The sequence below is a fragment of the Pedobacter heparinus genome (genome assembly GCF_032678725.1).
Taxonomy (GTDB): domain Bacteria; phylum Bacteroidota; class Bacteroidia; order Sphingobacteriales; family Sphingobacteriaceae; genus Pedobacter; species Pedobacter heparinus_A.
This window is the reverse complement of the sequence record NZ_JAVTSC010000006.1, coordinates 170,265-191,947: the sequence shown is the minus strand read 5'-3', so window position 1 is coordinate 191,947 and position 21,683 is coordinate 170,265. Positions and strand designations below refer to the sequence as shown.

The 21,683-nt window shown below is 42.3% G+C and carries 17 protein-coding genes and 2 tRNA genes; 10 read left to right on the top strand and 9 right to left on the bottom strand.

The features are described from left to right. Nucleotides 1-2 precede the first annotated feature (2 nt). Entirely contained in the window at nt 3-746 is a 744-nt protein-coding gene (locus R2Q85_RS11565) for a polysaccharide biosynthesis/export family protein (RefSeq protein ID WP_316811942.1), read from the bottom strand. Between the two features lie 360 nt (nt 747-1,106). On the opposite strand from R2Q85_RS11565, the gene R2Q85_RS11560 reads away from it, so the two are divergent. Beyond that, nucleotides 1,107-1,179: transfer RNA gene (locus R2Q85_RS11560), tRNA-Lys, on the top strand. A gap of 388 nt (nt 1,180-1,567) precedes the next feature. Then, on the top strand, nt 1,568-2,245 hold the full coding sequence (locus R2Q85_RS11555; RefSeq protein ID WP_316811941.1) for an acetyltransferase: 678 nt from the start codon (nt 1,568-1,570) through the stop codon (nt 2,243-2,245). 3 nt (nt 2,246-2,248) lie between these two features. Here the strand turns inward: R2Q85_RS11555 and R2Q85_RS11550 are convergent, their stop codons facing one another. From R2Q85_RS11550 to R2Q85_RS11530, 5 genes are all read right to left on the bottom strand, one after another. Continuing rightward, nucleotides 2,249-3,205: a hypothetical protein gene (locus R2Q85_RS11550; RefSeq protein ID WP_316811940.1), complete on the bottom strand. Its 957-nt coding sequence runs from the start codon at nt 3,203-3,205 to the stop codon at nt 2,249-2,251. Between the two features lies 1 nt (nt 3,206). Further along, nucleotides 3,207-4,628: an MBOAT family O-acyltransferase gene (locus R2Q85_RS11545; RefSeq protein ID WP_316811939.1), complete on the bottom strand. Its 1,422-nt coding sequence runs from the start codon at nt 4,626-4,628 to the stop codon at nt 3,207-3,209. A gap of 148 nt (nt 4,629-4,776) precedes the next feature. Beyond that, nucleotides 4,777-6,363 (bottom strand): ABC-F family ATP-binding cassette domain-containing protein, encoded by a 1,587-nt coding sequence (locus R2Q85_RS11540; protein ID WP_316811938.1) that lies wholly within the window; start codon nt 6,361-6,363, stop codon nt 4,777-4,779. Nucleotides 6,364-6,503: 140 nt separating this feature from the next. Continuing rightward, a complete protein-coding gene (locus R2Q85_RS11535) occupies nt 6,504-7,877 on the bottom strand; it encodes an NAD-dependent succinate-semialdehyde dehydrogenase (protein WP_316811937.1) in 1,374 nt (457 codons plus the stop codon). A 64-nt stretch (nt 7,878-7,941) separates the two neighbouring features. Beyond that, a complete protein-coding gene (locus R2Q85_RS11530) occupies nt 7,942-8,481 on the bottom strand; it encodes an SRPBCC family protein (RefSeq protein ID WP_316811936.1) in 540 nt (179 codons plus the stop codon). Between the two features lie 211 nt (nt 8,482-8,692). On the opposite strand from R2Q85_RS11530, the gene R2Q85_RS11525 reads away from it, so the two are divergent. The 4 genes from R2Q85_RS11525 (at nt 8,693) to R2Q85_RS11510 (ending at nt 11,729) form a co-directional block, all read left to right on the top strand. Beyond that, nucleotides 8,693-9,670: an LCP family protein gene (locus tag R2Q85_RS11525; RefSeq protein ID WP_316811935.1), complete on the top strand. Its 978-nt coding sequence runs from the start codon at nt 8,693-8,695 to the stop codon at nt 9,668-9,670. Between the two features lie 112 nt (nt 9,671-9,782). Beyond that, nucleotides 9,783-10,103: a hypothetical protein gene (locus R2Q85_RS11520; protein ID WP_316811934.1), complete on the top strand. Its 321-nt coding sequence runs from the start codon at nt 9,783-9,785 to the stop codon at nt 10,101-10,103. 75 nt (nt 10,104-10,178) lie between these two features. After that, nucleotides 10,179-10,613 (top strand): tail fiber domain-containing protein, encoded by a 435-nt coding sequence (locus R2Q85_RS11515; protein WP_316811933.1) that lies wholly within the window; start codon nt 10,179-10,181, stop codon nt 10,611-10,613. A gap of 84 nt (nt 10,614-10,697) precedes the next feature. Then, nucleotides 10,698-11,729: an adenylate/guanylate cyclase domain-containing protein gene (locus R2Q85_RS11510; RefSeq protein ID WP_316811932.1), complete on the top strand. Its 1,032-nt coding sequence runs from the start codon at nt 10,698-10,700 to the stop codon at nt 11,727-11,729. A 10-nt stretch (nt 11,730-11,739) separates the two neighbouring features. Here the strand turns inward: R2Q85_RS11510 and glgP are convergent, their stop codons facing one another. Continuing rightward, a complete protein-coding gene (gene glgP / locus R2Q85_RS11505; RefSeq protein WP_316811931.1) occupies nt 11,740-13,392 on the bottom strand; it encodes an alpha-glucan family phosphorylase in 1,653 nt (550 codons plus the stop codon). Nucleotides 13,393-13,458: 66 nt separating this feature from the next. Here glgP and R2Q85_RS11500 point away from each other — a divergent pair, with 66 nt between their 5' ends. The 3 genes from R2Q85_RS11500 to R2Q85_RS11490 all read left to right on the top strand — a co-directional run bounded on the left by R2Q85_RS11500 (nt 13,459) and on the right by R2Q85_RS11490 (nt 14,860). Continuing rightward, nucleotides 13,459-13,743 carry a SelT/SelW/SelH family protein gene (locus R2Q85_RS11500; protein WP_316811930.1) on the top strand — a complete coding sequence of 95 codons (285 nt, stop codon included), beginning with the start codon at nt 13,459-13,461 and terminating at the stop codon, nt 13,741-13,743. Nucleotides 13,744-14,016: 273 nt separating this feature from the next. Continuing rightward, on the top strand, nt 14,017-14,646 hold the full coding sequence (locus R2Q85_RS11495) for a DUF6266 family protein (protein ID WP_316811929.1): 630 nt from the start codon (nt 14,017-14,019) through the stop codon (nt 14,644-14,646). Nucleotides 14,647-14,787: 141 nt separating this feature from the next. Beyond that, nucleotides 14,788-14,860, top strand: a tRNA-Lys gene (locus R2Q85_RS11490). Between the two features lie 120 nt (nt 14,861-14,980). On the opposite strand, the gene R2Q85_RS11485 is transcribed toward R2Q85_RS11490, so the two are convergent. Next, complete coding sequence (locus R2Q85_RS11485; protein ID WP_316811928.1) at nt 14,981-17,437, bottom strand: TonB-dependent receptor plug domain-containing protein; 2,457 nt, start codon at nt 17,435-17,437, stop codon at nt 14,981-14,983. A gap of 22 nt (nt 17,438-17,459) precedes the next feature. Continuing rightward, nucleotides 17,460-19,901 carry a TonB-dependent receptor plug domain-containing protein gene (locus R2Q85_RS11480; RefSeq protein ID WP_316811927.1) on the bottom strand — a complete coding sequence of 814 codons (2,442 nt, stop codon included), beginning with the start codon at nt 19,899-19,901 and terminating at the stop codon, nt 17,460-17,462. A gap of 290 nt (nt 19,902-20,191) precedes the next feature. On the opposite strand from R2Q85_RS11480, the gene R2Q85_RS11475 reads away from it, so the two are divergent. Further along, nucleotides 20,192-21,628, top strand: a complete 1,437-nt coding sequence (locus R2Q85_RS11475) for a sialate O-acetylesterase (protein WP_316811926.1) — start codon at nt 20,192-20,194, stop codon at nt 21,626-21,628. Nucleotides 21,629-21,683: the final 55 nt, after the last annotated feature.

The following is a 21,683-nucleotide window of genomic DNA, read 5'->3' as shown; positions in this document are numbered from 1 at the left end:
TATCATCTTATTAAGGCGGTTGCCAACACGGCAACAGCAGATATACAGGCGGTTATAATTGGTAGTGCGCGGTTGTTAGGACTGAATTCTTTTTCCTTTGCTTTATCTGGCTCTACATAGATGATGTCGTTCTGTTTCAATTGAAAATATGGAGATTCATAAATGCTTTTGTCATTCAGATTTAGCCGCACCATATTGCGTACCCCCTTATCTTCACGAATGACCAGTACATTTTCCCTTTTGCCGTAAACAGTCATATCGCCCGCCATTCCCAGCGCTTCCAGAAGATTGATCTCGTCGCCGGGAACATTTATCGAAGCGGGGCGGTTCACTTCGCCTATCACCGTGATTTTGAAATTGATGAGCTGGGCAACAACAACAGGTTCTTTAATCTGTTTTTTAAGTTCTTTTGTGATTAAACCCTGGGCCTCTTCGATGCTCAATCCCTCCACCATGATATCGCCAATCCGGGGCAGGGTAATTTTCCCATTATTATTTACTCTAAAGCCAAGCCTGCCGTTTATGGCATTATTATTATTAGCACTTACAAACAGTGCATCGTATTCCACATTTAAACTGCTTAATGAAATACTGAGCTGATCATTTTTCTGGAGCTTCAATTCAGCTTGGTTTTTGATCTGGCTATTCGTAAGCTCAGAAAGGTTACTGAAATAAACCAAATTTCTCTGCGGAGAACAAGACAATAAAATCTGGCTTAAAAGAAGCGCAAAATATAAATTTTTCATTTGATCCAGGTTAAATTATTTCACTAAATGATATTCTTTAATTTGTTGAATAAAGTTATAGAAATAAAAGCCCGGTAGATGTAGGCCCGTTCATGTTGTATTTTAAATTGTAAATGTTTACATAAAAAATTGCCAAAAAGACCAGCATTTTGTTAAAATGTTTACAGATTTTACAGTTTTTCTAAGTTCAGAATTTACAATTCGCGTAAATGACCGAACTTCTCCATAGGAGGAGAATAGACCAAAGAGGCAACACTTAGCGAAAACCATTCTGGGAATCAGTTAGTCATAATTATTTTTAAATATATTTAGCAAAATAAATTAATAATTCTATCTTTGCACCCTCTTCAAACAGAAGATGATTCCGTAGCTCAGCTGGTAGAGCATTACACTTTTAATGTAGTGGTCCTGGGTTCGAATCCCAGCGGGATCACAAAAAACCTCCTCCGATTTCTGAGGAGGTTTTTTTGTTTTATATTCTAAGTGATTTCCCATCAGCTGCAATAGCAGCTATTAAATCATAATGTATAATCACAACAGACAATATTGCCAAGTAAGTTTACAACTTGTGTTGATTCTTATTTAATCTCCGGGCAGCTACAACTGCAATATCATGTAAGGTTGTTTTAAAATAAGCATTTGATATTGTGATTGTTGTGTTATTTTGTCTGATAACCGTTCCGCAAATCGTTCTGGCTAAACCCATCCCCAAGGTTGCACATACTGTAAAGTGCTCTGGTCAAAAATAATTCCGCACTATACTTAAACACATTTTAGTAATAACTTTAGTTATAATAAATTATTATCTAAAATCTACAAATATGAAAGTTATTGTGTACGGAACAGGGAAAATGGCAGAATTGATCTGTTATTCCTTTGATTATGACAGCCCCCATAAAGTGGTGGCATTTTGTGTAGATGATGTCTATGTGCCGGAAGCAGGATCAAGACTATTAGGATTACCTATCCTTAGCTTCGATCAGGTTAGAGAAGCTTACCCTAATGACAGTCATCTGATGCATATTGCCATAGGCCGAAACGGTGCCCGGGAAAGTGCATATTACAAAGTAGAAGAAGCCGGTTATTCTTTCGCCAATTACATTTCGTCTAAAGCCAACCTTTGGCCAAATTTAGCAATAGGTAAAAATGTATTTATTGATCAGGCCTGTGACATTCACCCATTTGTAACCATTGGAAACAACTGTATGCTACTTGGCGCCCGTATTGGCCACCATTCCACCATTAAAGACAACGTCTTGTTGTCGGGTAACATCCTGGCCGGAAATGTAACTGTTGGCAGCAATTCTTTCCTTGGTATCCATTCTACAGTAAAAGAAGATGTCTGTATAGGAACCAACAACATCATTGGGGCAGGCGTATTTATCAATAGAAACACGGAAGATTATGCTTTAGTCACTAACGTTCCGATTCTGCAAAAGGTAAGTGATTCCAAAAGATTTTTGATGTTTAACAAATCAAACGGCATAAAACAGGACTAAATTTTATTTTGCGACTGCAAAATGTGCCAATGATATTTTTCTGTCTATTGTTTTTTGCTGATCAGGTACATCCATTAAACCATGCGCTAACAAATCATTAAAGAAGGCAGAAAATTTCTTTGCCCCTTTAAAATTGAGGTGCTCTAGATCTGCAAATTCCTCATCCTGAAGCGGGAAGTTTTTAAAATCTAAAAAATGAATATGCCGGTACTTAACAGTCAGCAATTTTTTGAACTCATTTTCATTCTTAATTCCCGGATATTTTTTATGTAGCGGACTTCTCAGCAATATTACTTTTACCCCCTTAATTTGGCACAAATTCACAATTCTGTCTAAATAAGCTAAGTTTTCAATAGGTAATAATTCATGTATTTCATTTTTACCAATAGTAATATCTTTTAATTTAATCAGCGAATCTGTTTTACTTTTTCCAAGGTACAGATAGCCGCCGGTTTTCCTGGCATAATCGTAATCCTTAAACAGGATAACTTTAATGTTATTCAGCAGTGTTTTGATCTGTAACTTCAGCAGGCTTTTAGGATTGTTTTTCATCAGCAAACTGTTGCCCTGATAATCAATGAAAGGGGCATATGTATGGTATTTATAAGATAGAAATAACCCGCTCCAGATCCATTCTTCCATTTTTTTCTCAATCTGGTTGTTGGTAAACTCTACAAAAACATATTTAATATTTTTATTTTGCTGCAACAATTGTTTAACCTTATAGTAGGAATAGAAATAAGATTCGCCCGATTGGGCTATATTAATGGTATTTGTGATTAAAGAATCATTAAAAGCACATTCCGGATGGGAGTGCCCGATGATTATTTTATCAGCGTAATCTGGAATTTTGAAATTGGATTTATTGGAGATGTAACTTGCCGTGAATAGTAGTCCGGCAACAAGCAGAACAAGCAGGACTAAACTAAATTTCGCGATTTGAAGTATGAATTTTTTCATGTTAGAATTGAAAATAGATAAACTTCTGTTCGGGACCTGCAAAATAGAAGATAGCCAGAACAATACTATAATAGGCAGTCCATCTGATCGGTCTTGGCCAATTCAATCCTATTTTGCTGATCGCATAGGATTCTTCACGGCCAATCCACTCAACAATTAGAAACATCAGGATTAAAACAATTAACATCCGGGGTAAAACCTCCGGAGTAGAAAACAAAGATGGCGAACAGATGCCGGCAATGTAATGAAAGGCCGAACCCAGACTTTCAGACCTGAAAAAGATCCAGGCAAAAACAGTCAGACCAAAAGTGAAACACATGGAAAAAAGTTCCCTGAGGTTTGGCAACAGCTTTCCTGCCGCCACTACATCAAGGTGGTTTCTGTTGGAGCTAAACAGGATGGAGGGCATAATGTACAGCGCGTTTAACGAGCCCCAAACAATAAATGTCCAGTTTGCACCATGCCAGAACCCGCTGACAATAAATATGATGAAGGTATTTCTGACTTTCATCCAGGTGCCGCCCTTGCTTCCACCCAAAGGGATATACAGGTAATCCCTGAACCAGGACGATAAGGAGATATGCCATCGCCTCCAAAACTCCGCTATGTCCCTGGAAAAGTAAGGGAAGGCGAAGTTTTTCAGGAGTTCTATGCCAAAAAGCCTTGCCGTACCAAGGGCAATGTCAGAATAGCCGGAAAAATCACAGTAGATCTGGAAAGCAAAAAGTACGGCACCTACAACCAAAGTACTTCCCGTCGCATTTGCTGAGTTGCTGAAAATGGCATTCACCGTGTCGGCACATAAATCCGCAATCACAACCTTTTTAAATAATCCCCATAAGATCTGTCTCAGCCCATCAATAGCCTTTCCATAATCAAAAAAACGCTTCTTTTTAAGCTGTGGCAACAGGTGTGTAGCCCGTTCAATGGGGCCTGCAACCAGAAGCGGAAAAAAACTGACAAAAACCGAATAATCAATGAAATTTCTTTCTGCCTTGATCCGGTTTTTATAAATGTCTATCACATAGGATAATCCATGGAAAGTATAAAATGAGATCCCAACAGGTAAGATCACTTTTAACGACCAGGGATTTACCTGTAAGCCAACATCCGAAAGCAATGCTGCAAAAGATGCTATGAAGAAATTGTAATATTTAAAAACACCCAAAAAACCAAGATTTACGGTAACACTTAGCCAAAACCAAAATCTTTTTTCCTTTTTCCGGCTCGCCCTGCACATCTTTAAACCTGTAAAGTAATCCAGTAGCGTTGAAAAGATCAGCAGAAATAGAAAGCGCCAATCCCAGCAGGCATAAAAGAAATAACTGGCCAGCAGCAGCAGAGAATTCTGATAGCTCAACTTTTTTTTCCCCAATAGCCAGTACAGGGTCAACACCACCGGGAGAAAAAAAGCAAAATTCATCGAATTAAATAGCATAGCCAGCGTAGCTTTAGTCCATTCAATTTAAATTATTCTTTTGGAAAAGAGATGCCCGGTTTTGCACTGCACAGGTATTTGAACACAAAATGTTCAGTGTTTTACAATACTTGTTCAGTTATCCGGGCATAGCTTACAGGTCAATGGAACGCGTTACCGCGATCTCTTTCAAAAAATATTCATCATGAGATACCACCAGGAGCGTCCCCTCATAGGCATTAACCGCTGCGGTCAAAATCTCTGTATTCTGAATATCCAGGTTGTTTGTTGGTTCATCCAGCACCATCAGGTCGGGAGCTTGCGTACCGATGGTTAAAGTACAGAGCATCAGCCGCATTTTTTCGCCGCCACTAAGCGTAGCGCAAGGCTTGTCCCAAAAGGTTTTGTCAAACAGGAAGCGGTTTAAGCGGATCTTGATCTCATGTTCCTGTAAACCGCCCGAATTGTAAGCCTGGGCCTGTTCATAAACACTGAGCTCATCCTCAATTAATGAATAGTCCTGGTCAATGTAAATGGCTTTAACATCAGCCATTTTCAAACTGCCGCAAAGGGGATCGATCCGGGCCAGAATCATTTGAATCAAAGTCGTTTTACCGGAGCCATTTCCCCCTTTGATCACAATGCGTTCCCCACTGCTCACCTGAAAATTTAAAGCCTGTTTCCAGAGCATTCGTTCAGCATATCCAAAATTTACGTTAGTAGCAGTGATCAGTATTTTTCCGCTATGCAGTAGCGAAGGGTTAAAATCCATTTTCATTTTATGAATATCCGGCAATGCGGCACGTAATTGACCCAGTTCTTTAGCAACAGCAATAACTTTTTCCTGCTGCACACCCTTCATACGGGAAGTACTTTTTTCGGCATTGTTCCGGAGCGTATTCATGGAAATGGTAGGGAGCCCGGCCTTTTCCTGTTTTTTCTTCCCCCTGGCATCCAGCTTTTGCTGCCTTTCCAAAGCTATCTTTTCTGTTTCCTTCGCTTTACGCAGTGCTTTTTCCTTACTTTTCAGGTCCTGGTTCAATGCCTCGTTTGCGATGGATTTCTGTGCACCATAAAAATCATAATTGCCCCCATAAACTGCAATTCCCTTTTCGCTCAGTTCAGCAACATGGTCTAACAGGTTCAATAAAGCCCTGTCATGGCTGATCACCACCAGGGTATGTGCGGCTGAACGGATATCATCATATAGCATTTTCCTGCTCCAGGCATCCAGATGATTGCTCGGTTCGTCCAGTAAAACAATTTCAGGCTGGTGTATACGGATCCCTGCCAAAAGAACCTTAGTTTTCTGGCCGCCACTCAGGCCCCCCATTTTTTGCTCCAGGTCTAAGCCATCAAGTTTCCAGTGGGCAAGGGCACTTTTACAGCGCTCCTCAATCGTCCAGTCTTCATCCAGGCAGTTCAGGTGCTCCTGGTTCAGCTCCCCATTTAAAATGAGGTTCAAAGCCTGCAACTTGTCTGCTACCTGAAGCGCTTTTGCAACACTGTAATCATTAAACTGACCAACAATCTGGGGTACATAATAAGGTTTAGCACTTATTTCTGCCCTTCCTTGCGAAGGGCTCAGTGCTCCGGCCATGATTTTCATCAGGATAGATTTTCCTGTTCCATTGTCGCCGATCAGGGCAATTTTATCTTTTTTATTGATGATAAGGTTTAAACCACTAAACAATAAATCTCTGTCGGGATGTATATAGGTAATATTTTGAAGGGTAATCATGATTTCTTTCTATAAATTGAACAATACCTGGGCCCGCTTTGCCGGCCCGATTTATTTTTCTGAAAGAAATTGAATCCTACATAATTGTGTTTTAATCTTTAAGCTTGCAAAATTAAGAAAATTTATGTGGTTAAGTCAAATTACTTTACATAAACGGTTTTGATGTTCACAAATTCATGAATGCCAAATACCCCCAGTTCCCGGCCGTAGCCAGATTGGTTGATCCCGCCAAATGGTAACCTGGGATCGGATTTTACCAGGGAATTTACAAAGCAGGAGCCCGCCTGCAGGCGGGTTCTTGCAATTTCTTCAGCCAGTTTTTCATTGCGCGTAAAAACAGCAGCTCCAAGGCCGAATGCGCTGTCATTTGCCAGTTCAATAGCCTGTTCGGTATCCCTGACGATCAATATTGCCGCCACAGGGCCAAACATTTCTTCAGCATAGGCAGGCATGCCTTTTTTTATACCAGAAAGAACAGTAGGTTCATAATAAGCATGCTTGCCCTTGAATGCCGGGATCTGGCCGCCAAGTAGGCATTTTGCTCCCATTGCTATGTTTTTCAGCACTTGCTGATGCAATTCGTCCCTCAGATCCGCCCGGGCCATGGGGCCCAGGTTGGTCGCTGCCTCAAAAGGATCACCCAGTATTTTCTCCTTCATTTTTTGCACAAAAAGCCTGGTAAACTCCCTGGCTACTTTTTTTACAACAATAAATCTTTTAGCCGCAATACAGCTCTGACCATTATTGATCAGCCTGCTGTTTACACAGGTTTCGGCAGCGAATTCCAGATCTGCATCCTCCAGCACCAGGTAAGGGTCGCTGCCCCCAAGTTCCAGCACTGTCTTCTTTAACAGCATACCTGCCTGTGCCGCGACTTTCATCCCGGCTTCTGTACTGCCTGTTAAAGTAACAGCCTTTACCAATGGATGGGCAATCACCTTGCTTACGGCCTTACTGCCGATCATCAGTGTCTGAAATACATGATCGGGATAACCCGCATCTTTTACCAGCTTTTCAATAGACAAAGCACAGGCGGGCACATTAGCAGCATGTTTCAGCAGTCCACAATTTCCGGCCATCAAAGCAGGGGCAAGGAACCTGAAAACCTGCCAGTAAGGGAAATTCCAGGGCATCACAGCCAGCACGACGCCCAAAGGTTGAAAGCTGATATAACTTTTTGAAGCCTCCGTTTCGATCAGCTGATCTTCCAGGAAACCAGCACCTTTATCTGCATAATACTTGCATACAGCAGCACATTTGTCTATTTCGGCCAATCCATCTTTTAAAGGTTTGCCCATTTCCAAAGCCATCAGCTTTGCCAGGTCATCCCTTTGCATCAGCAACTGGTTTCCCAATTTTGTTAATAGGGCAGCTCTTTGCTTAAAGCTGCTTTCCCGCCATATTGTCCAGGCTTTATGTGTTTGCTCAATCTTTTTAATAACTTGCGCCTCAGACGTTTCCCGGAAAGATTTAATGACCTTCCCATCAGTTGGATTAATAGCTGTTATGCTCATGATATATTTGTATGCTGCTATAAACAACGTGCGGTACTGCAATTTGTTTTCGTAGCGCCAAAAGCTACTTTTCGAGTGTCGTTTTCAGTTTATCCAAACCATCCTGCAAATGCTTGCCCAGCATGCCTTCCATATCCATACACAACAGCGTCAGGTTCATCGGCCAGGCCATTTTACCTTTGAAGCCCCATTTTACCCTGGTTTGGCTTTCTCCCGCAGATTCGGTTGCCATGTAGGCATCATCTTCTGTTTCAAAAGGTTCTTTAAAACGGATTTTCATGTCAATTCTGTCTCCTTCTTTAATGCTGGTGATCTCCTGTTCGCCTTTACCTACATCTTTGTTGGTACTTTCCCAGCCAGCTACAAAGCCAACAGTGCCATCTGTACCCTTATAGGTCTTTTTCATGGCCGGGTCTATGTTGTTCCATACACTGTACCGATCCTGGTTTTTGATGTGCTTAATGAACTCGAATACCTCTGGTTCGGGTTTGTTGATCGTTACCTCTCGCTCAACTGCATAATCCTTTTTCAGAAACAATGCCACTACTAATGCCAGAATAACAATCCCGACAATAACTAACAATACTTTTTTTAAGATTTTCATGGTCGTTTGATTTTGTTCTTTTGTTATGAAGCCATCATGAGCTGGTTTATGATGGAATTGGTTAATTAAGTTCTGTTTTGCTGATATAAAGATGATTAATTTTTAAATCAAATTCCAAATGCTTTTTCAGCGCTCCTGGCCTCCATAAAAATATGGCCGGAATATTGTCCAAACGTTTTCGTAATTTTAAACCAGATTATAAATTTAAACAATGAAGAAATTATTGTGCTATGTTTTTCTGCTGATCTTATCCCATAAGGTTAACGCGCAGGACAGTACCGCCATCGCTCCCGAGAACTATACCAAGCCTCAGGCTGTTCAATTGGACAGGAGTGCAGCAGCATTGGGGATATCGCCAAAAGTTGCAGCTAAAGTAAAAGCTATGCCAAACCCGCCGGTAAATATGGCGTTGTTTGCGGTAGACAGACGTAAGGCGGAGGACCGTGCAAACTCCGATGTGATCATGGTCATCTCCATTGATCAGCAAAGTGGTAAAATAAAAATGTCATCCATCATGAGAGATACCTATGTAAACATAGATGGTCATGGCATGGATAAAATCAACGCTGCTTATGCCCTTGGAGGCCCTCAGCTGGCTATAAAAACCATCAACCAGAATTTTGATCTGGACATTAAAGACTACCTCAATGTCGATTTTTACAGCGCGGCCAGGATTGTGGATGCCCTGGGCGGGGTAACTGTAAATGTAAAACAACCTGAGCTTTCCTATTTAAATAATTACCTGAACGAACTGGCCATTTACGAAAAGATTCCTGCTGTACCGGTAAAAACTGCCGGTCTTCAGAAGTTAACTGGCAGACAGGCGGTAGCCTATACCCGTATCAGAGGTGTAGGAAACGGGGATTATGAGAGAACAGAGCGCCAAAGAAATGTGCTGGTTGCACTTTTCAGTACGCTTAAGACCTCGGGTTCGCAAATGTTGCCGGCCATTGCTTCACAAGTATTGCCTAACCTGGAAACCAGCATGGGGCAAATGACACTCTTCAGTTTTGCAAGTAGCGTGTTGAATTCAAAAAATAAGGTGATCGATCAGGCAAGGTTTCCACTGGATGGGCAAAGTGCGGGGAAAAGAATCAACAACATCTGGTACCTTACTGCCGATTTAAAAGCGACCACCACCGCTTTGCACAATTTTATTTACAAAAGCATTCCCCCTGCTGCAAAATAAGGCAGGTAACACAAAATCCGACAAAAAAAATACAATTCAGGCGCTGGCTATTCAAATGTCAGCGCTTATATTTGCAGGCAATCCAATATAAGATTATACGAGTCAGCAGCTTATGTTTAAAAGAATAACGGGCATATTAATTTTACTTTCGTTTTTACTGGTAAAAAGTACCGCGTTATTTGCTGTGCAGCAACAGGATCAAAATACTGTTGTAATAAGCACCCAACAAGATACTGATGACAAGACCAATACCCCGGATGCAGAAAAGGAAAGCAAACAGCTGGAAACTGTTGATGAGGATTTTCCTGATCAGCCCATCCTGTACCTGGCTTCTTTAACACTTTCAAAAAAAGCCGGCCATCTGATCGTACCAGAGATTACGGCTCCTTATATTTCCCTGCCATATCCGCCTCCCAACAGCTGTAAATTATAATTTAACAGCTGGATCAGCGGGTCTGTACACCAGTACAACCTGCATGCAAATATTTACACCATTCAATTTAATTTTATGAACTATACTTTGTTTAAAGGTACTGTTATAGGCCTTTTATTAGCTGCTGTTTCCATAACAGCAAATGCACAGAAAATTAACGAACAGGAACTTAAGGTAAATGTGGGTAAGATCTCCAATTCTACCCAGCATTTAAAGAACCTGGAACCGGTTACCTACAAATACGATGTAGATAAATACAAACACCTGAAACTTCCTGCCGGGGAGCAGTACGGCTTTTTGGCCAGCAATGTACAGCCCGAATTCCCGGCAATGGTTTACGAAGCTTCAAAGGTGTATGAGTCCGGTAAAAACAATTCTAAAGTAGCCAAATACAACGAGGTACAGACAGAAAACCTGATCCCCGTACTTGTGGCTGCCATTAAAGAACAACAAGCTGAAATAGAGTTGCTAAAAAAAGAAGTACAGCTGCTCAAACAGAAATCAAAATAGCAGTTAAAGATTAATACCCATAGTTTTTTTAGTGTTTTGGTAAAGCCGTCCGGAGGGACGGCTTTTTTTATTACATTAGTGTTCATGAACAGAAGAACCCGGTATAAGTTTAAACAATTGCTGGTCATTGTGCTGGCCTGGTTAATTATAGGCTTATTGATTTCCATATACGATTATCTCCTGTTACATACCCATAGTTCAATAGGCCCGGTCCCTGGTTACTCTTTTTTGTTGTCCGTGATCATAAACATGGGGTCCGGATTAATCGGTGCTTTGCTGGGTGGTAGCTTTCTTGTATTTTACATCAATGTAAAGTACCAGGACAGGTCTTATGGATACACAGTTACAGCAGTTACCTGCTCCTTTATCCTGATCATTTTGCTGATCAATGTTCTATTGCGCAACATCGGCTTTTCCGATACCAGCAGGCTTTTTAAAAGCGGGCTCGTATGGGGAGTAGTGGTGGCCACTACCCAGCTCTTATTGCAGGTCAACAGCAAATTCGGACCGGGAGTTTTCTGGAATATCATCCGCGGAAAGTACAATACCCCACAGGAAGAATTCAGGATCTTTATGTTCTTTGATCTCAATTCTTCCACGGCAACTGCAGAGAAACTGGGCGACAAAAAATACCATGAACTTCTAAAAGATATCTTCACCGATGTTACCAATCCGATACTGGACAATGATGGCGAAATTTACCAGTACGTAGGGGATGAGGTTGTAGTTGCCTGGAAATACAAAGAAGGAATTGAAGACAGCAAATGTATTCAGTGTTTTTTTGACATTAAAAACTACCTGGAAGAAAGGAAAGAAAAGTACCTCAGACAGTATGGTTTGCTGCCTTCATTTAAAGCGGGTATTCATTGTGGCAAGGTCGTAGCCGGGGAAGTGGGCATCATCAAAAGAGACATCACCTATTCGGGTGATGTATTGAATACCACTTCCAGGATACAAGGGATCTGCAGGGAATTCAATGCAGAGGTCATTGTATCTTCAGACCTGGCCGCCGTGCTTCAGCTGAATGGTTTTATCCTGCAAACCCTTGGCTCCATCAAGCTCCGGGGCAAAGAAAAAGAAATGCAGCTCATTTCCATAAGCCGCTTGCACCTGTAACTGCAGGTTGTTATTCCCGGTACATTTCCTGAGCATAAGCCTTTGCCATTCTACCCGACTCGAAAGCCGGAACCACATCAGCAGCAGCTTTTTTTACCATATTCAGCCATTTGTCCTGCTGCTGGTAATACATGGGCACTACGGTTTGTTCCAGTGTTTCCATCAGGCTGATGTTTTCCAGTTTGTCCTGTTCCTGCTCGGGTAAACCATCCGGTGCCGGCTGGATTAAAAAGCTATTTGCTTTATCTTCCGCAAATTCAGGTACCCAGCCATCTGGTAATGAAAGGTTGATGCTGCCATTCATGGCAGCAGTCATGCCGCTGGTGCCTGAGGCTTCACGGTACATCCTGGGGTTGTTTAACCAGACATCAGACCCTTTCTTCAGCAGTGCTGATAATTCAAGCTCATAGCCGGTAAGTACTGCACAGTTTTTTAAAGGCAATGCCCGCGAGATGATCTGGTTAAACAGTCCGATGGCCCCGAAATCCTCGGGATAAGGCTTGCCTGCCCAGATCAGCTGTACCGGAAGTGCTGTGCTGCTGATCAGACTTAAAAACCTGTTCCAGTCCTGCATCACCAGATCAGCCCTTTTATAGCCCGCAAAGCGCCTTGCCCAAACTATGGTGAGCACCTCCGGGTCGAAGAGCTTACCACATTGATCGGCTACAACTTTAAACAAGGCCGTCTTCATTTCTTTTTTTCTTTTCAGTATAGCAGCATCATCCTTTCCTGCTATTGCCTTAGCCATTGCTTCATCGGCCCAGTATTTCTGGTTCTGGGCATTGGTTATGGAGGTAATTTCGCATATTCCCGGATAGTGGCCCCACATTTCCCGTGCTACCTTACCGTGCAATTTAGATACCCCATTGGCTTTTCTTGAAAATTTAAGTGCAGCAAGGGTATAGCTGAACTGATCGCCGTCCATACCCAGTATATATTTCACCTCATGCTCCTGCAGATGGTAAAAGAAAGACATCTCTTTGAGCAGGCTGTACCTGTGTTCTTCGTTGCCTGCCATTTCTGGTGTATGCGTGGTAAATACCACACGTTTTTTAACTTCCTCCAGACTTTTATGCTTAGCATACAGGTAAAAATTGAGTGATACGGAGTGTCCTTCATTCATGTGGTACACATCGGGTGTCATATTCAGGATGTCCAGTAGCATAGCACCACCAGTACCTAAAACGATAGATTGGGCAATTCTTGTGGTTTCATGCGGATCATACAAACGGTGGGTAATGGTACGTGACAGGTAATCGTTTTCCGGTACATCTGTACTGAGTAAAAGCAGTGGGGCAGTGCCAAAGGTTTCTGGTTTGAGCAAAAAGGCCCTTACATGTACCGGAGAATCGTGCACAGGAACCGTAAAAAGTATCCCGGTATCTTGTAAATAGGCATATTGTTTTTCGGTATAGGCCGGTTTCATCAGCTGGTCCTTATCACGGCCCTGGTCGTAATAGCCATACTTCCAAAGTATACCTATCCCTACCAGGTTTTGTTTTAACTGATAAGCGCTCCTTAAGTGAGAGCCAGCAAGGAAGCCCAGGCCGCCACTGTATATCTTTAAAGCCTGGTCTACGGCAAACTCCATGGAAAAATAAGCGGCAGCAGTATCGTACTGCGCATCGGGCTCATAGCCGAATATGTCTTTTTTTGCTAGCATGTGCTTAATTTATAAAATTTAAACCAATAAAGAATTTACGAGTGAATTATATGTTAATTTGTAGTAATGAAACCAACAATTACTATAGAATATTGCCCCAGATGTGGCTGGATGCTCCGGGCAGCTTATATGGCACAGGAACTGCTGGGTACTTTTACCGAGGACATCAATGGGGTATTGTTAAAACCCGCAGCAATTGGAGGGGCCTATACCATCAGTGTAAATGAAATGGTAGTATATGACCGGAAGGAGCGGGGTGGCTTTCCAGAGATAAAGGAATTGAAACAACTGGTCCGGGATGTGGTAAATCCGGAAAAAAACTTAGGCCATTCTGACAAAACTGAACGATAACTGAGTATATTGCATGGTTTATTTCCCGCAATTGTCCAGGTTTAGCATTGGATTTTAATTATTGGTTAATTCCTGAGGATGAAGTTGAGGTTTTGCTAATCTTTGCTTATGGAAGCGAATATTATTAATAGGGAATAAACAGGGACTTAATAGGGATATAACAGGGAGATAACAGGGGTAAATTCCTGTTTAATCCTTATTATATTCTTATAATTATTAATTAATTATTATTTCACTGGGCAACTAGTACTAACTTATTTAACTATTTAAACTATGGCAATCATTAAAAACGGTATTCTGGGAGGCTTTAAGGGCAAAGTCGGCACGGTTATAGGCTACCATCTAAAAGGGCAGGAGATTATGCGTGGCGAAGCAAATGAGCGCACCAAACCCTTTACAGAGAAAGAGCTCGCCAACCAGCAGAGATTTGGAGATTTACAGTACTGGCTAAAGCCTTTAACCGTTTTTCTCCGGGTTGGATTTCAGGATTATGCGCCGACCTTTGAGGGTTTTGTAGCCGCAAAATCTTACAACTCAAAACACGCTTTAGTTAAAGATGATGCCGGCACACATATTGATCCGGCGCTTGCCCTGGTGAGTTTCGGCGATCAGGAACAGGCCACAACCGCATCGGCAGTTTCAGAGGCTGAGAATTCCATTACTTTTAACTGGGAAGGTGGTAAATGTGAAGGCGATGACCGGGCGATGTTCCTGGTTTATGATATCGAGGGTGCTACAGCTGATTTTGATACCGCGGCCGTAAAGCGCAGAATGAGGACCGGGGTATTTAAACTGAGCGAAGATTTTTCAGGAAAAGCTGTACATGTGTACCTTGCCTTTGTGGCTGAAGATAGAAAAAGGCGCAGTAACAGCCAGTATTTAGGGATTGTAAATGTGCTTTAAGGAGAATTTACAAATAATCTAACTAGGAATCAGTGATATAAAAGATTTCTTAATTTATAATTTGCACAATATGTATCGTAGCCCTATATTTGCACCACTTTAAAAGGAAACGCTTAAAGTAAAAGTTCAAACAAGAACGATGATTCCGTAGCTCAGCTGGTAGAGCATTACACTTTTAATGTAGTGGTCCTGGGTTCGAATCCCAGCGGGATCACAAGATTCATCATCAAAACGTAAAACCCTGCAATCGCAAGATGAGCAGGGTTTTTTATTTTAACAAATGTTAATATGAGCGAAACAGTAAGTTTAAGCAAAATTGATTGGTAAAATTGGCTTAATTTACGGTGTAATTATCAACCTGTCTGGCCAGTTTGCCATTGCCGTCAATGCCTTCTATGGTAACCTTGTAAGGTCCCTTGCTATCTGCGTTGAAATATTCAAAGGATGCTTTTCCACCCTTGACAATGATGTTGGGGTGCCAGAAAATGGTTGTCCGGAGATCGGACAGTTGTTGATTTGATTTAGGCTCATCATAATTGGGCATGTAAAACTCCCTGGCGCTAGTATAGGCTTTCGGGCTGTAAGTAATGAGGCCTGCGGTATAGGGGTAGTGAACAGGTTTACCGGCTGCAAATTTAGTAGTTATGATCAAAACACCCCCAAACCCGGTCATGCCATAAATAGACGCAGATGCGCCCTTTAATACTTCAATAGCCTCTACTTCATGGGTGTAAATGTCACCGAGGGCGTTGGCTGGCATCCTTACACCATCCAGTATAACGCCCATTGCAGCATGCCTGCTCCGCATCAACATCGCGGTGCCGTTCCTCACCATCAACCCTGCCACTCTGCCCTGCAGCACCTGGTCTACAGTTATGCCGTTTTCCAGTTCTTCACCAGTAATAATTGCATCGGCACTAGCGGCAATATTTGCGGATCCTTTTACTTTTCTTTCCAGCCGTTTTACAATCTTTACCTCAGCAAGCAGGTTGTTTCTTTGCAGCATAAATTTGCGGCGGATTTCTTCAAACTGGTCGCGGTTGTTTTGCAGGTAAGCAGCTAATTTTTTGTTCACATCAGCCTCAGTTTCTGGTAAATTTTTATTTTTGGCAACTCCTTGCGGCAAAATATTGTCTAACTTAATATCTACAAACTTTTTGCCTTGAGCTGTTCTGGCCTGAACAACAAAATTTGTGCTGTCGGGAAAAACGAGATTTTTGAAAACAAAACGCCCATTGTTATCGGTCAGCGTATCTATTACAAATAAATTTTCCTTCGATGATAACAGGGTCACCTTGCCTCCTGGAACCGGTTTTTTACCTTGGGTAACGCGGCCACTGATGTGAATGCCATCTTCTGGCTTATAAATGAGCTGTGGGAAATTGCCTGCCAGGATTTTTTTCCAGGTAAACCTGCGCCAGCCCTGGGTCATCATCAGGTTGTCCAGTTCGTGTACTTTTTGCGGATCTGTCGCTGTAAAGTAATAGTTAGGCTGTTCCACATATCCCTTAATGTCTGAGGTAAGCAGCAGGTTGTTCAGAATGGTTTTTTCCTTATACCCATCAGCCGGAACTTTGGTAGCATCCGTTACCGATACGGAAAAGCTGCCAAAGACAGGTTTACCTGAGGCATCCTGCACCTCCATTTCCATTTTCATTTTTTTTCGGCTGACAGCTGCTCTTGCTGCCTTAACTGTTACTTTCAATACGTCATTGTTGTGGTTAATGAATACCAGCCGTTCTGCGACAGGTTGGTTTTGCTGATCGAATAAGGTGAGCTGTAATATCCCTGAAGAGAAACGGCTTTTGGGAATTCTGGAGCTGAATACCGAATTGTTCAGCTTGTTTGTGGAGACAAATTTTACCACTGAATTGCTTTGCGCCACCAGGGTAAACTGTCCACCTGCAACGATCATTGCCGGGCTGGCGCTGATCTTTACCGAAAGATAGGTGCTGTCCAGATTGGTAGCGCCCAATACAAAACCTTGTTCCAGTGCTTTGGGTAATACCAGTTTTTTTTCATTGCCATCGGGGAATTTAACTGTGGCGGTATAGGTTTGTCCTGGCTGTTGCTGCAGGCTGAAAACACCCATTCCTGCATATTCCGACTTAAATTCCAATATTTTTTTACCATTGCTGTCGGAGAGGTAGCCGGTTACATTTTTGCCCAGTCCATCGGCCCCCATGGCTTTAAAGGCTACTTTTGAGCTGATGCCGCAGACCTGGTTCCCGCCTTCGGGAAAGAATTGTACATCAGTTTGGTTTAAAATGGGGATAACTGCCGTTTTTTTAATTTTGGGGTGAACAAGTTTGTTGCTGAGTGGATTTCCCACCTGAATGGTTCTGTCAAAGAAATAGTCATCGCCAAAGTTGCGCATATAATTGGTATAGGCCCTGATGCGGTAATTTCCTTCCTGCAGGCTATCAGGCAACTGAAAATCGCCCCAGGTAATACCATTCGTAAGGGGCAACCTGAGGCTTTGGCTGATGGAATCTTTTTCGTTGATCAGTTCTACGTTGAGGATTTTGCTCAGTTCGGATAACTGGTGTGATTCCGCAGTTACCACATAGGCTTTGAACCAGATGTTATCGCCGGTGGCATAAAATGGTTTGTCCAGGTGCAGCTGCACTTTTTCCTGAGGATAGTTCATTCTGTATAGTTCCAGCTTGCTGAGCATCGCCTTAAGGGCTTCGTTTTCGTTAATGAGACTTACCGAAAAGAAAAATACCAGGATAAGACTGGCGAAAACAGCCAACTGTGATTTTATGCGTTTCTTCATCATTGCTTTCATTGATGATACTTCTTTGTTTATATTAATTTACTATATAATCGTAAACATATCTGGCGAGTTTACCATCGCCATCAATGCCCTCTATGGTTATTTTATATGGTCCCTTGCCATCTGCGTTGAAGTATTCAAAGGATGCTTTTCCGCCCTTGACGATGATGTTGGGGTGCCAGAAAACCGTCGTCCTCAGATCGGGCAGTTGTTTGTTTGTTTTTGGATCATCATAATTGGGCATGTAAAACTCCCTGGCACTGGCATAGGCTTTCGGGCTGTAAGTAATGAGGCCTGCGGTATAAGGGTTAGCGCCGGTTTTTCCGCCTCCCGATTTAGTGGTTACGATCAATACGCCGCCAAACCCGGTCATGCCGTAGATGGCTGCATTTGCACCTTTCAATACTTCTACACCTTCCACATTGTCGGTGTAGATTTCACTAAGGGCGGTAGACTCTACTCTTACGCCATCAAGTATAATACCCATGGCTGTAGGACCTGTTATGGAAGAGTGCATACTTCGGCCCATATACGGCACGCCACCCATCATTGTTAATCCCGCTACTCTGCCTTGCAGCACCTGGTCTAAAGTAATGCCGTTTTCCAGTTCTTCACCAGTTACAATTACATCTGCACCGGCGGCCATATTTACGGAACCTTTCACTTTTCTTTCTACCCGCTTTACAATCTTTACTTCAGAAAGCAGGTTGTTTTTCTGCGTCATAAATTTGCGGCGGATCTCTTCAAACTGGTCGCGGTTGTTTTGCAGGTAAGCGAATAGCTTTTTGTTCACATCTGCTTCCATCTCCGCGGCATTTTTATTTTCAGTAACCCGTTGCGGCAGTATGTGGTCCAGTTCAATATCCACAAACTTTTTGTCTTTAGCTGTTCTGGCCTGGATCACAAAGCGTGTGCTGTCGGGGAAAACAAGGTCTTTGAAAACAAAGCGCCCATCGTTGTCGGTGAGGGTATCTATGACAAAGAAATCCTTTGACGACATCATTGTCACCTTTCCGCCTGCAACTGGCTTTTTACTCTGACTGATGCGGCCACTGATGTGAATGCCGTCTTCCACCTTATAAGTAAGCTGAGGGAAATTGCCTGCCAGGATGTTTTTCCAGGTAAACCTGCGCCAGCCCTGGGTCATCATCAGGTTGTCCAGTTCGCGTACCTTTTGCGCATCTGTCGCCGTAAAGTAATAGTTGGGCTGTTCAACATAACCTCTGATGTCCGAGCTGAGCAGTAGGTTGTTTAAAATGGTTGTTTCCTTGTCTGTGGACAGCGGGACTTTAGTGGCATCCGTTACAGCTATAGAGAAGCTGCCCAATACAGGTTTGCCGGAGGGATCTTGTACCTCCAGTTCCATCTTCATTTTTTTACGGCTGGCAGCTGTTTTTGCCCCGTTAACCTTTACCTTCAAAAAATCATTGTGGTTAATGAACACCAATCGTTCAGCTACAGGTTGGTTTTTCTGATCGAATAAGGTGAGCTGTAATATCCCGGTTGAGAAACGGTTTTTAGGAATTTTGGCGCTAAACGTGGCGTTGTCCAGCTTATTTGTAGAGACAAATTTCACTACCGAATTGCTTTGTGCAACCAGCGTAAGCTGCCCACCGGCGGAGATCATTGCCGGACTGGCACTGATCTTTACCCACAGATAGGCGCTATCCAGGTTTGCAGTTCCCAATACAAAACCTTCTGTTTGCGCTTTGGGTAGTATGGTCTTTTTCTCGGAGCCATCAGGAAATTTAACGGTGGCGGTGTAAGTTTGCCCGCTAAGTTGTTGCAGGCTGAAAATGCCCATTCCTGCATGTTCAGACTTAAATTCCAATACTTTTTCACCATTGCCATCAGAAATGTAGCCGCTAATGTCTTTGCTCAATCCATCTGCGCCAAGTGCTTTAAAAGCTATTTTTGAACGTATGCCATAAACCTGGTTTCCACCTTCGGGAAAGAATTGTACATCAGTGTTTTTTGCGTTTGTTTTGTCAAGACTGTTGTTGGCGCTGCTGAAAGCATTGCCTATCTGAATGGTTTTGTCAAAGAAATATTCATCGCCGAAGTTGCGCATGTAATTGGTATAGGCCCTGATGCGGTAATTTCCTTCCGGCAGGCTGTCGGGCAACTGGAAATCACCCCAGGTTATGCCGGTAGTTAGTGGTAGCCTGAGGCTTTGGGTAACCGAGTCTCTGCCGTTGATCAGTTCTACGTTAAGGATTTTGCTCAGCCCGGATAGCTGATGTGATTCGGCGGTTACCACGTAGGCTTTGAACCAGATTTGCTCGCCAGTGGCATAAAATGGTTTGTCCAGGTGCAGGTGTACCTTTTCCTGAGGGTAGGATGCTCTAAACTTCTCTAAGCGGCTAAGGATGATTTTCAGTGGTTCTTCTTCAGTAATGAGTGCTGTCGAAATGGCGAATGCAAGGATGAGGCCGGCGAAAACAGTCAAACCTGACCATTTGTTTTTTATTATCATGCGTTAATTGCTAATATTCAGTTGTTTGTATAGCTAATTTAATATTTTCTTTTAATTTGTTACTTTTTTTTATCAGATGGTTGTGTTTTATTTCAATCTGTTTAAAATAAGTTTTGATTAAGATGAAATGGCTTATTTCCGCTTTGTCCTGAGGTAAGCTAATGCTATTTACTGAATTTGACGGTAAATCACTTCCAGCATATTTTTAAATATCTAAACAATTTACTATACTTGTTTAAACGTTTAAACAATTTTGTCGTACGTTTACCATAACCTAAATATAAACTTAAATGAAGTATTTGATTTTACTGCTATTCGCTAGCGGAACATTTTTTACAAACAGGGTAGCTGCACAATTGCGTCTGCCTAATTTTTTTTCAGACCATATGGTGATCCAGCGTGATACCAGTACGCTTGTCTGGGGCTGGGCTAAAGCCGGGGCTGAAGTTAAGTTGATCCCAAGCTGGAATAATGATACCAGTAAGGTGATTGCCACAGGCAATGCCAAATGGCAATACAAGCTCAAAACCGGGGCCGCAGGTGGACCACATCAGCTTACCATCATTTCATTAAAGGACACTTTGGTCTTAAAAGATATATTGTTTGGGGAAGTCTGGTTGTGTTCCGGCCAGTCCAATATGCAATGGAGTTCGGTTAACAAACTGCAGGAGATGATTGATATTTTACCGAAAATAAAAAATAATTCCATCCGCTTGTTGAACGTAGGCAATGTTGCTGCGGATCATCCGCAAGATAATTTAAATGACTCCTGGACGGTTTGCGATTCTGCATCGGCTTCTACATTCAGCGCAATTGGTTATTTTTATGCAGATAAACTACATAAGGAATTGAATGTTCCCGTCGGTATCATCAATTCAAGTTGGGGTGGAACATGTGCCGAAGTATGGACTCCGGAAGAACTGGTAAGCGGAGATCCGGTATTACATAAGGCTTCTTTAGCAAAAGGAGTGGCTCCAAGAAAACCTAATTTACCTGGCAGGACCTGGAACAGTATGATTTATCCGCTGGTGGGGTATGCAATTAAAGGCGCATTGTGGTATCAGGGAGAGGATAATGTAGGAACCTGGTTTTCGTATGAAAAGTTGATGTCTGCGATGATACAATCCTGGAGAAAAGCATGGAACCATCAGTTTCCTTTTTATTTTGCACAAATAGCTCCTTATGATTATAAGAACAAGGAGTTGCCAAAAGCTGCTTTGCTCAGAGAAGCACAAACTAAAACCATGCTGAATAATGATAATGTATATATGGTACTTACCTCTGACCTGGTGCCTGATGTAAAGAATATACATCCTACCAGAAAGCATGAAGTGGCCAATCGTTTTGCTGATATTGCTTTGGTAAAAACCTACAAAACGAAATCGGTTAATCCATTTTCACCAGTTTATAAAAGTCATACAATTAGTGGAAACCAGATTGTTGTGGAATTCTATTTTATGGGAAATGAAAAATTGAGTGTTTCCAAAAATGAAAAAATAAGCGAATTGTATATTGCCGGGCCTGATAAAAAGTTTTATCCTGCTGAATACAAAATTTCGGGTAATAAGCTGAGGGCATGGAGTAAATCGGTGCCTGTGCCTGTGGCGCTGCGTTATGCCTTTACGGAAACCGATCTTACGCATTTTAAATCTTCAAACGGGCTTCCGGTAGGGCTGTTCAGGACGGATAAATGGAATGATGCAGATGTCAAAATGATTGTCAGGTAAAAACAACATGTTGTTTTAACGGATGATCTTTGTAAGGAAGGCACCTTCATCAGGT

Excerpts from the sequence above, each read along its gene's own strand:
- R2Q85_RS11565 (WP_316811942.1), bottom strand. The coding sequence starts at position 746 with ATGAAAAATTTATATTTTGCGCTTCTTTTAAGCCAGATTTTATTGTCT.
- R2Q85_RS11555 (WP_316811941.1), top strand. The coding sequence starts at position 1,568 with ATGAAAGTTATTGTGTACGGAACAGGGAAAATGGCAGAATTGATCTGT.
- R2Q85_RS11550 (WP_316811940.1), bottom strand. The coding sequence starts at position 3,205 with ATGAAAAAATTCATACTTCAAATCGCGAAATTTAGTTTAGTCCTGCTT.
- R2Q85_RS11545 (WP_316811939.1), bottom strand. The coding sequence starts at position 4,628 with ATGAATTTTGCTTTTTTTCTCCCGGTGGTGTTGACCCTGTACTGGCTA.
- R2Q85_RS11540 (WP_316811938.1), bottom strand. The coding sequence starts at position 6,363 with ATGATTACCCTTCAAAATATTACCTATATACATCCCGACAGAGATTTA.
- R2Q85_RS11535 (WP_316811937.1), bottom strand. The coding sequence starts at position 7,877 with ATGAGCATAACAGCTATTAATCCAACTGATGGGAAGGTCATTAAATCT.
- R2Q85_RS11530 (WP_316811936.1), bottom strand. The coding sequence starts at position 8,481 with ATGAAAATCTTAAAAAAAGTATTGTTAGTTATTGTCGGGATTGTTATT.
- R2Q85_RS11525 (WP_316811935.1), top strand. The coding sequence starts at position 8,693 with ATGAAGAAATTATTGTGCTATGTTTTTCTGCTGATCTTATCCCATAAG.
- R2Q85_RS11520 (WP_316811934.1), top strand. The coding sequence starts at position 9,783 with ATGTTTAAAAGAATAACGGGCATATTAATTTTACTTTCGTTTTTACTG.
- R2Q85_RS11515 (WP_316811933.1), top strand. The coding sequence starts at position 10,179 with ATGAACTATACTTTGTTTAAAGGTACTGTTATAGGCCTTTTATTAGCT.
- R2Q85_RS11510 (WP_316811932.1), top strand. The coding sequence starts at position 10,698 with ATGAACAGAAGAACCCGGTATAAGTTTAAACAATTGCTGGTCATTGTG.
- glgP (WP_316811931.1), bottom strand. The coding sequence starts at position 13,392 with ATGCTAGCAAAAAAAGACATATTCGGCTATGAGCCCGATGCGCAGTAC.
- R2Q85_RS11500 (WP_316811930.1), top strand. The coding sequence starts at position 13,459 with ATGAAACCAACAATTACTATAGAATATTGCCCCAGATGTGGCTGGATG.
- R2Q85_RS11495 (WP_316811929.1), top strand. The coding sequence starts at position 14,017 with ATGGCAATCATTAAAAACGGTATTCTGGGAGGCTTTAAGGGCAAAGTC.
- R2Q85_RS11485 (WP_316811928.1), bottom strand. The coding sequence starts at position 17,437 with ATGAAAGCAATGATGAAGAAACGCATAAAATCACAGTTGGCTGTTTTC.
- R2Q85_RS11480 (WP_316811927.1), bottom strand. The coding sequence starts at position 19,901 with ATGATAATAAAAAACAAATGGTCAGGTTTGACTGTTTTCGCCGGCCTC.
- R2Q85_RS11475 (WP_316811926.1), top strand. The coding sequence starts at position 20,192 with ATGAAGTATTTGATTTTACTGCTATTCGCTAGCGGAACATTTTTTACA.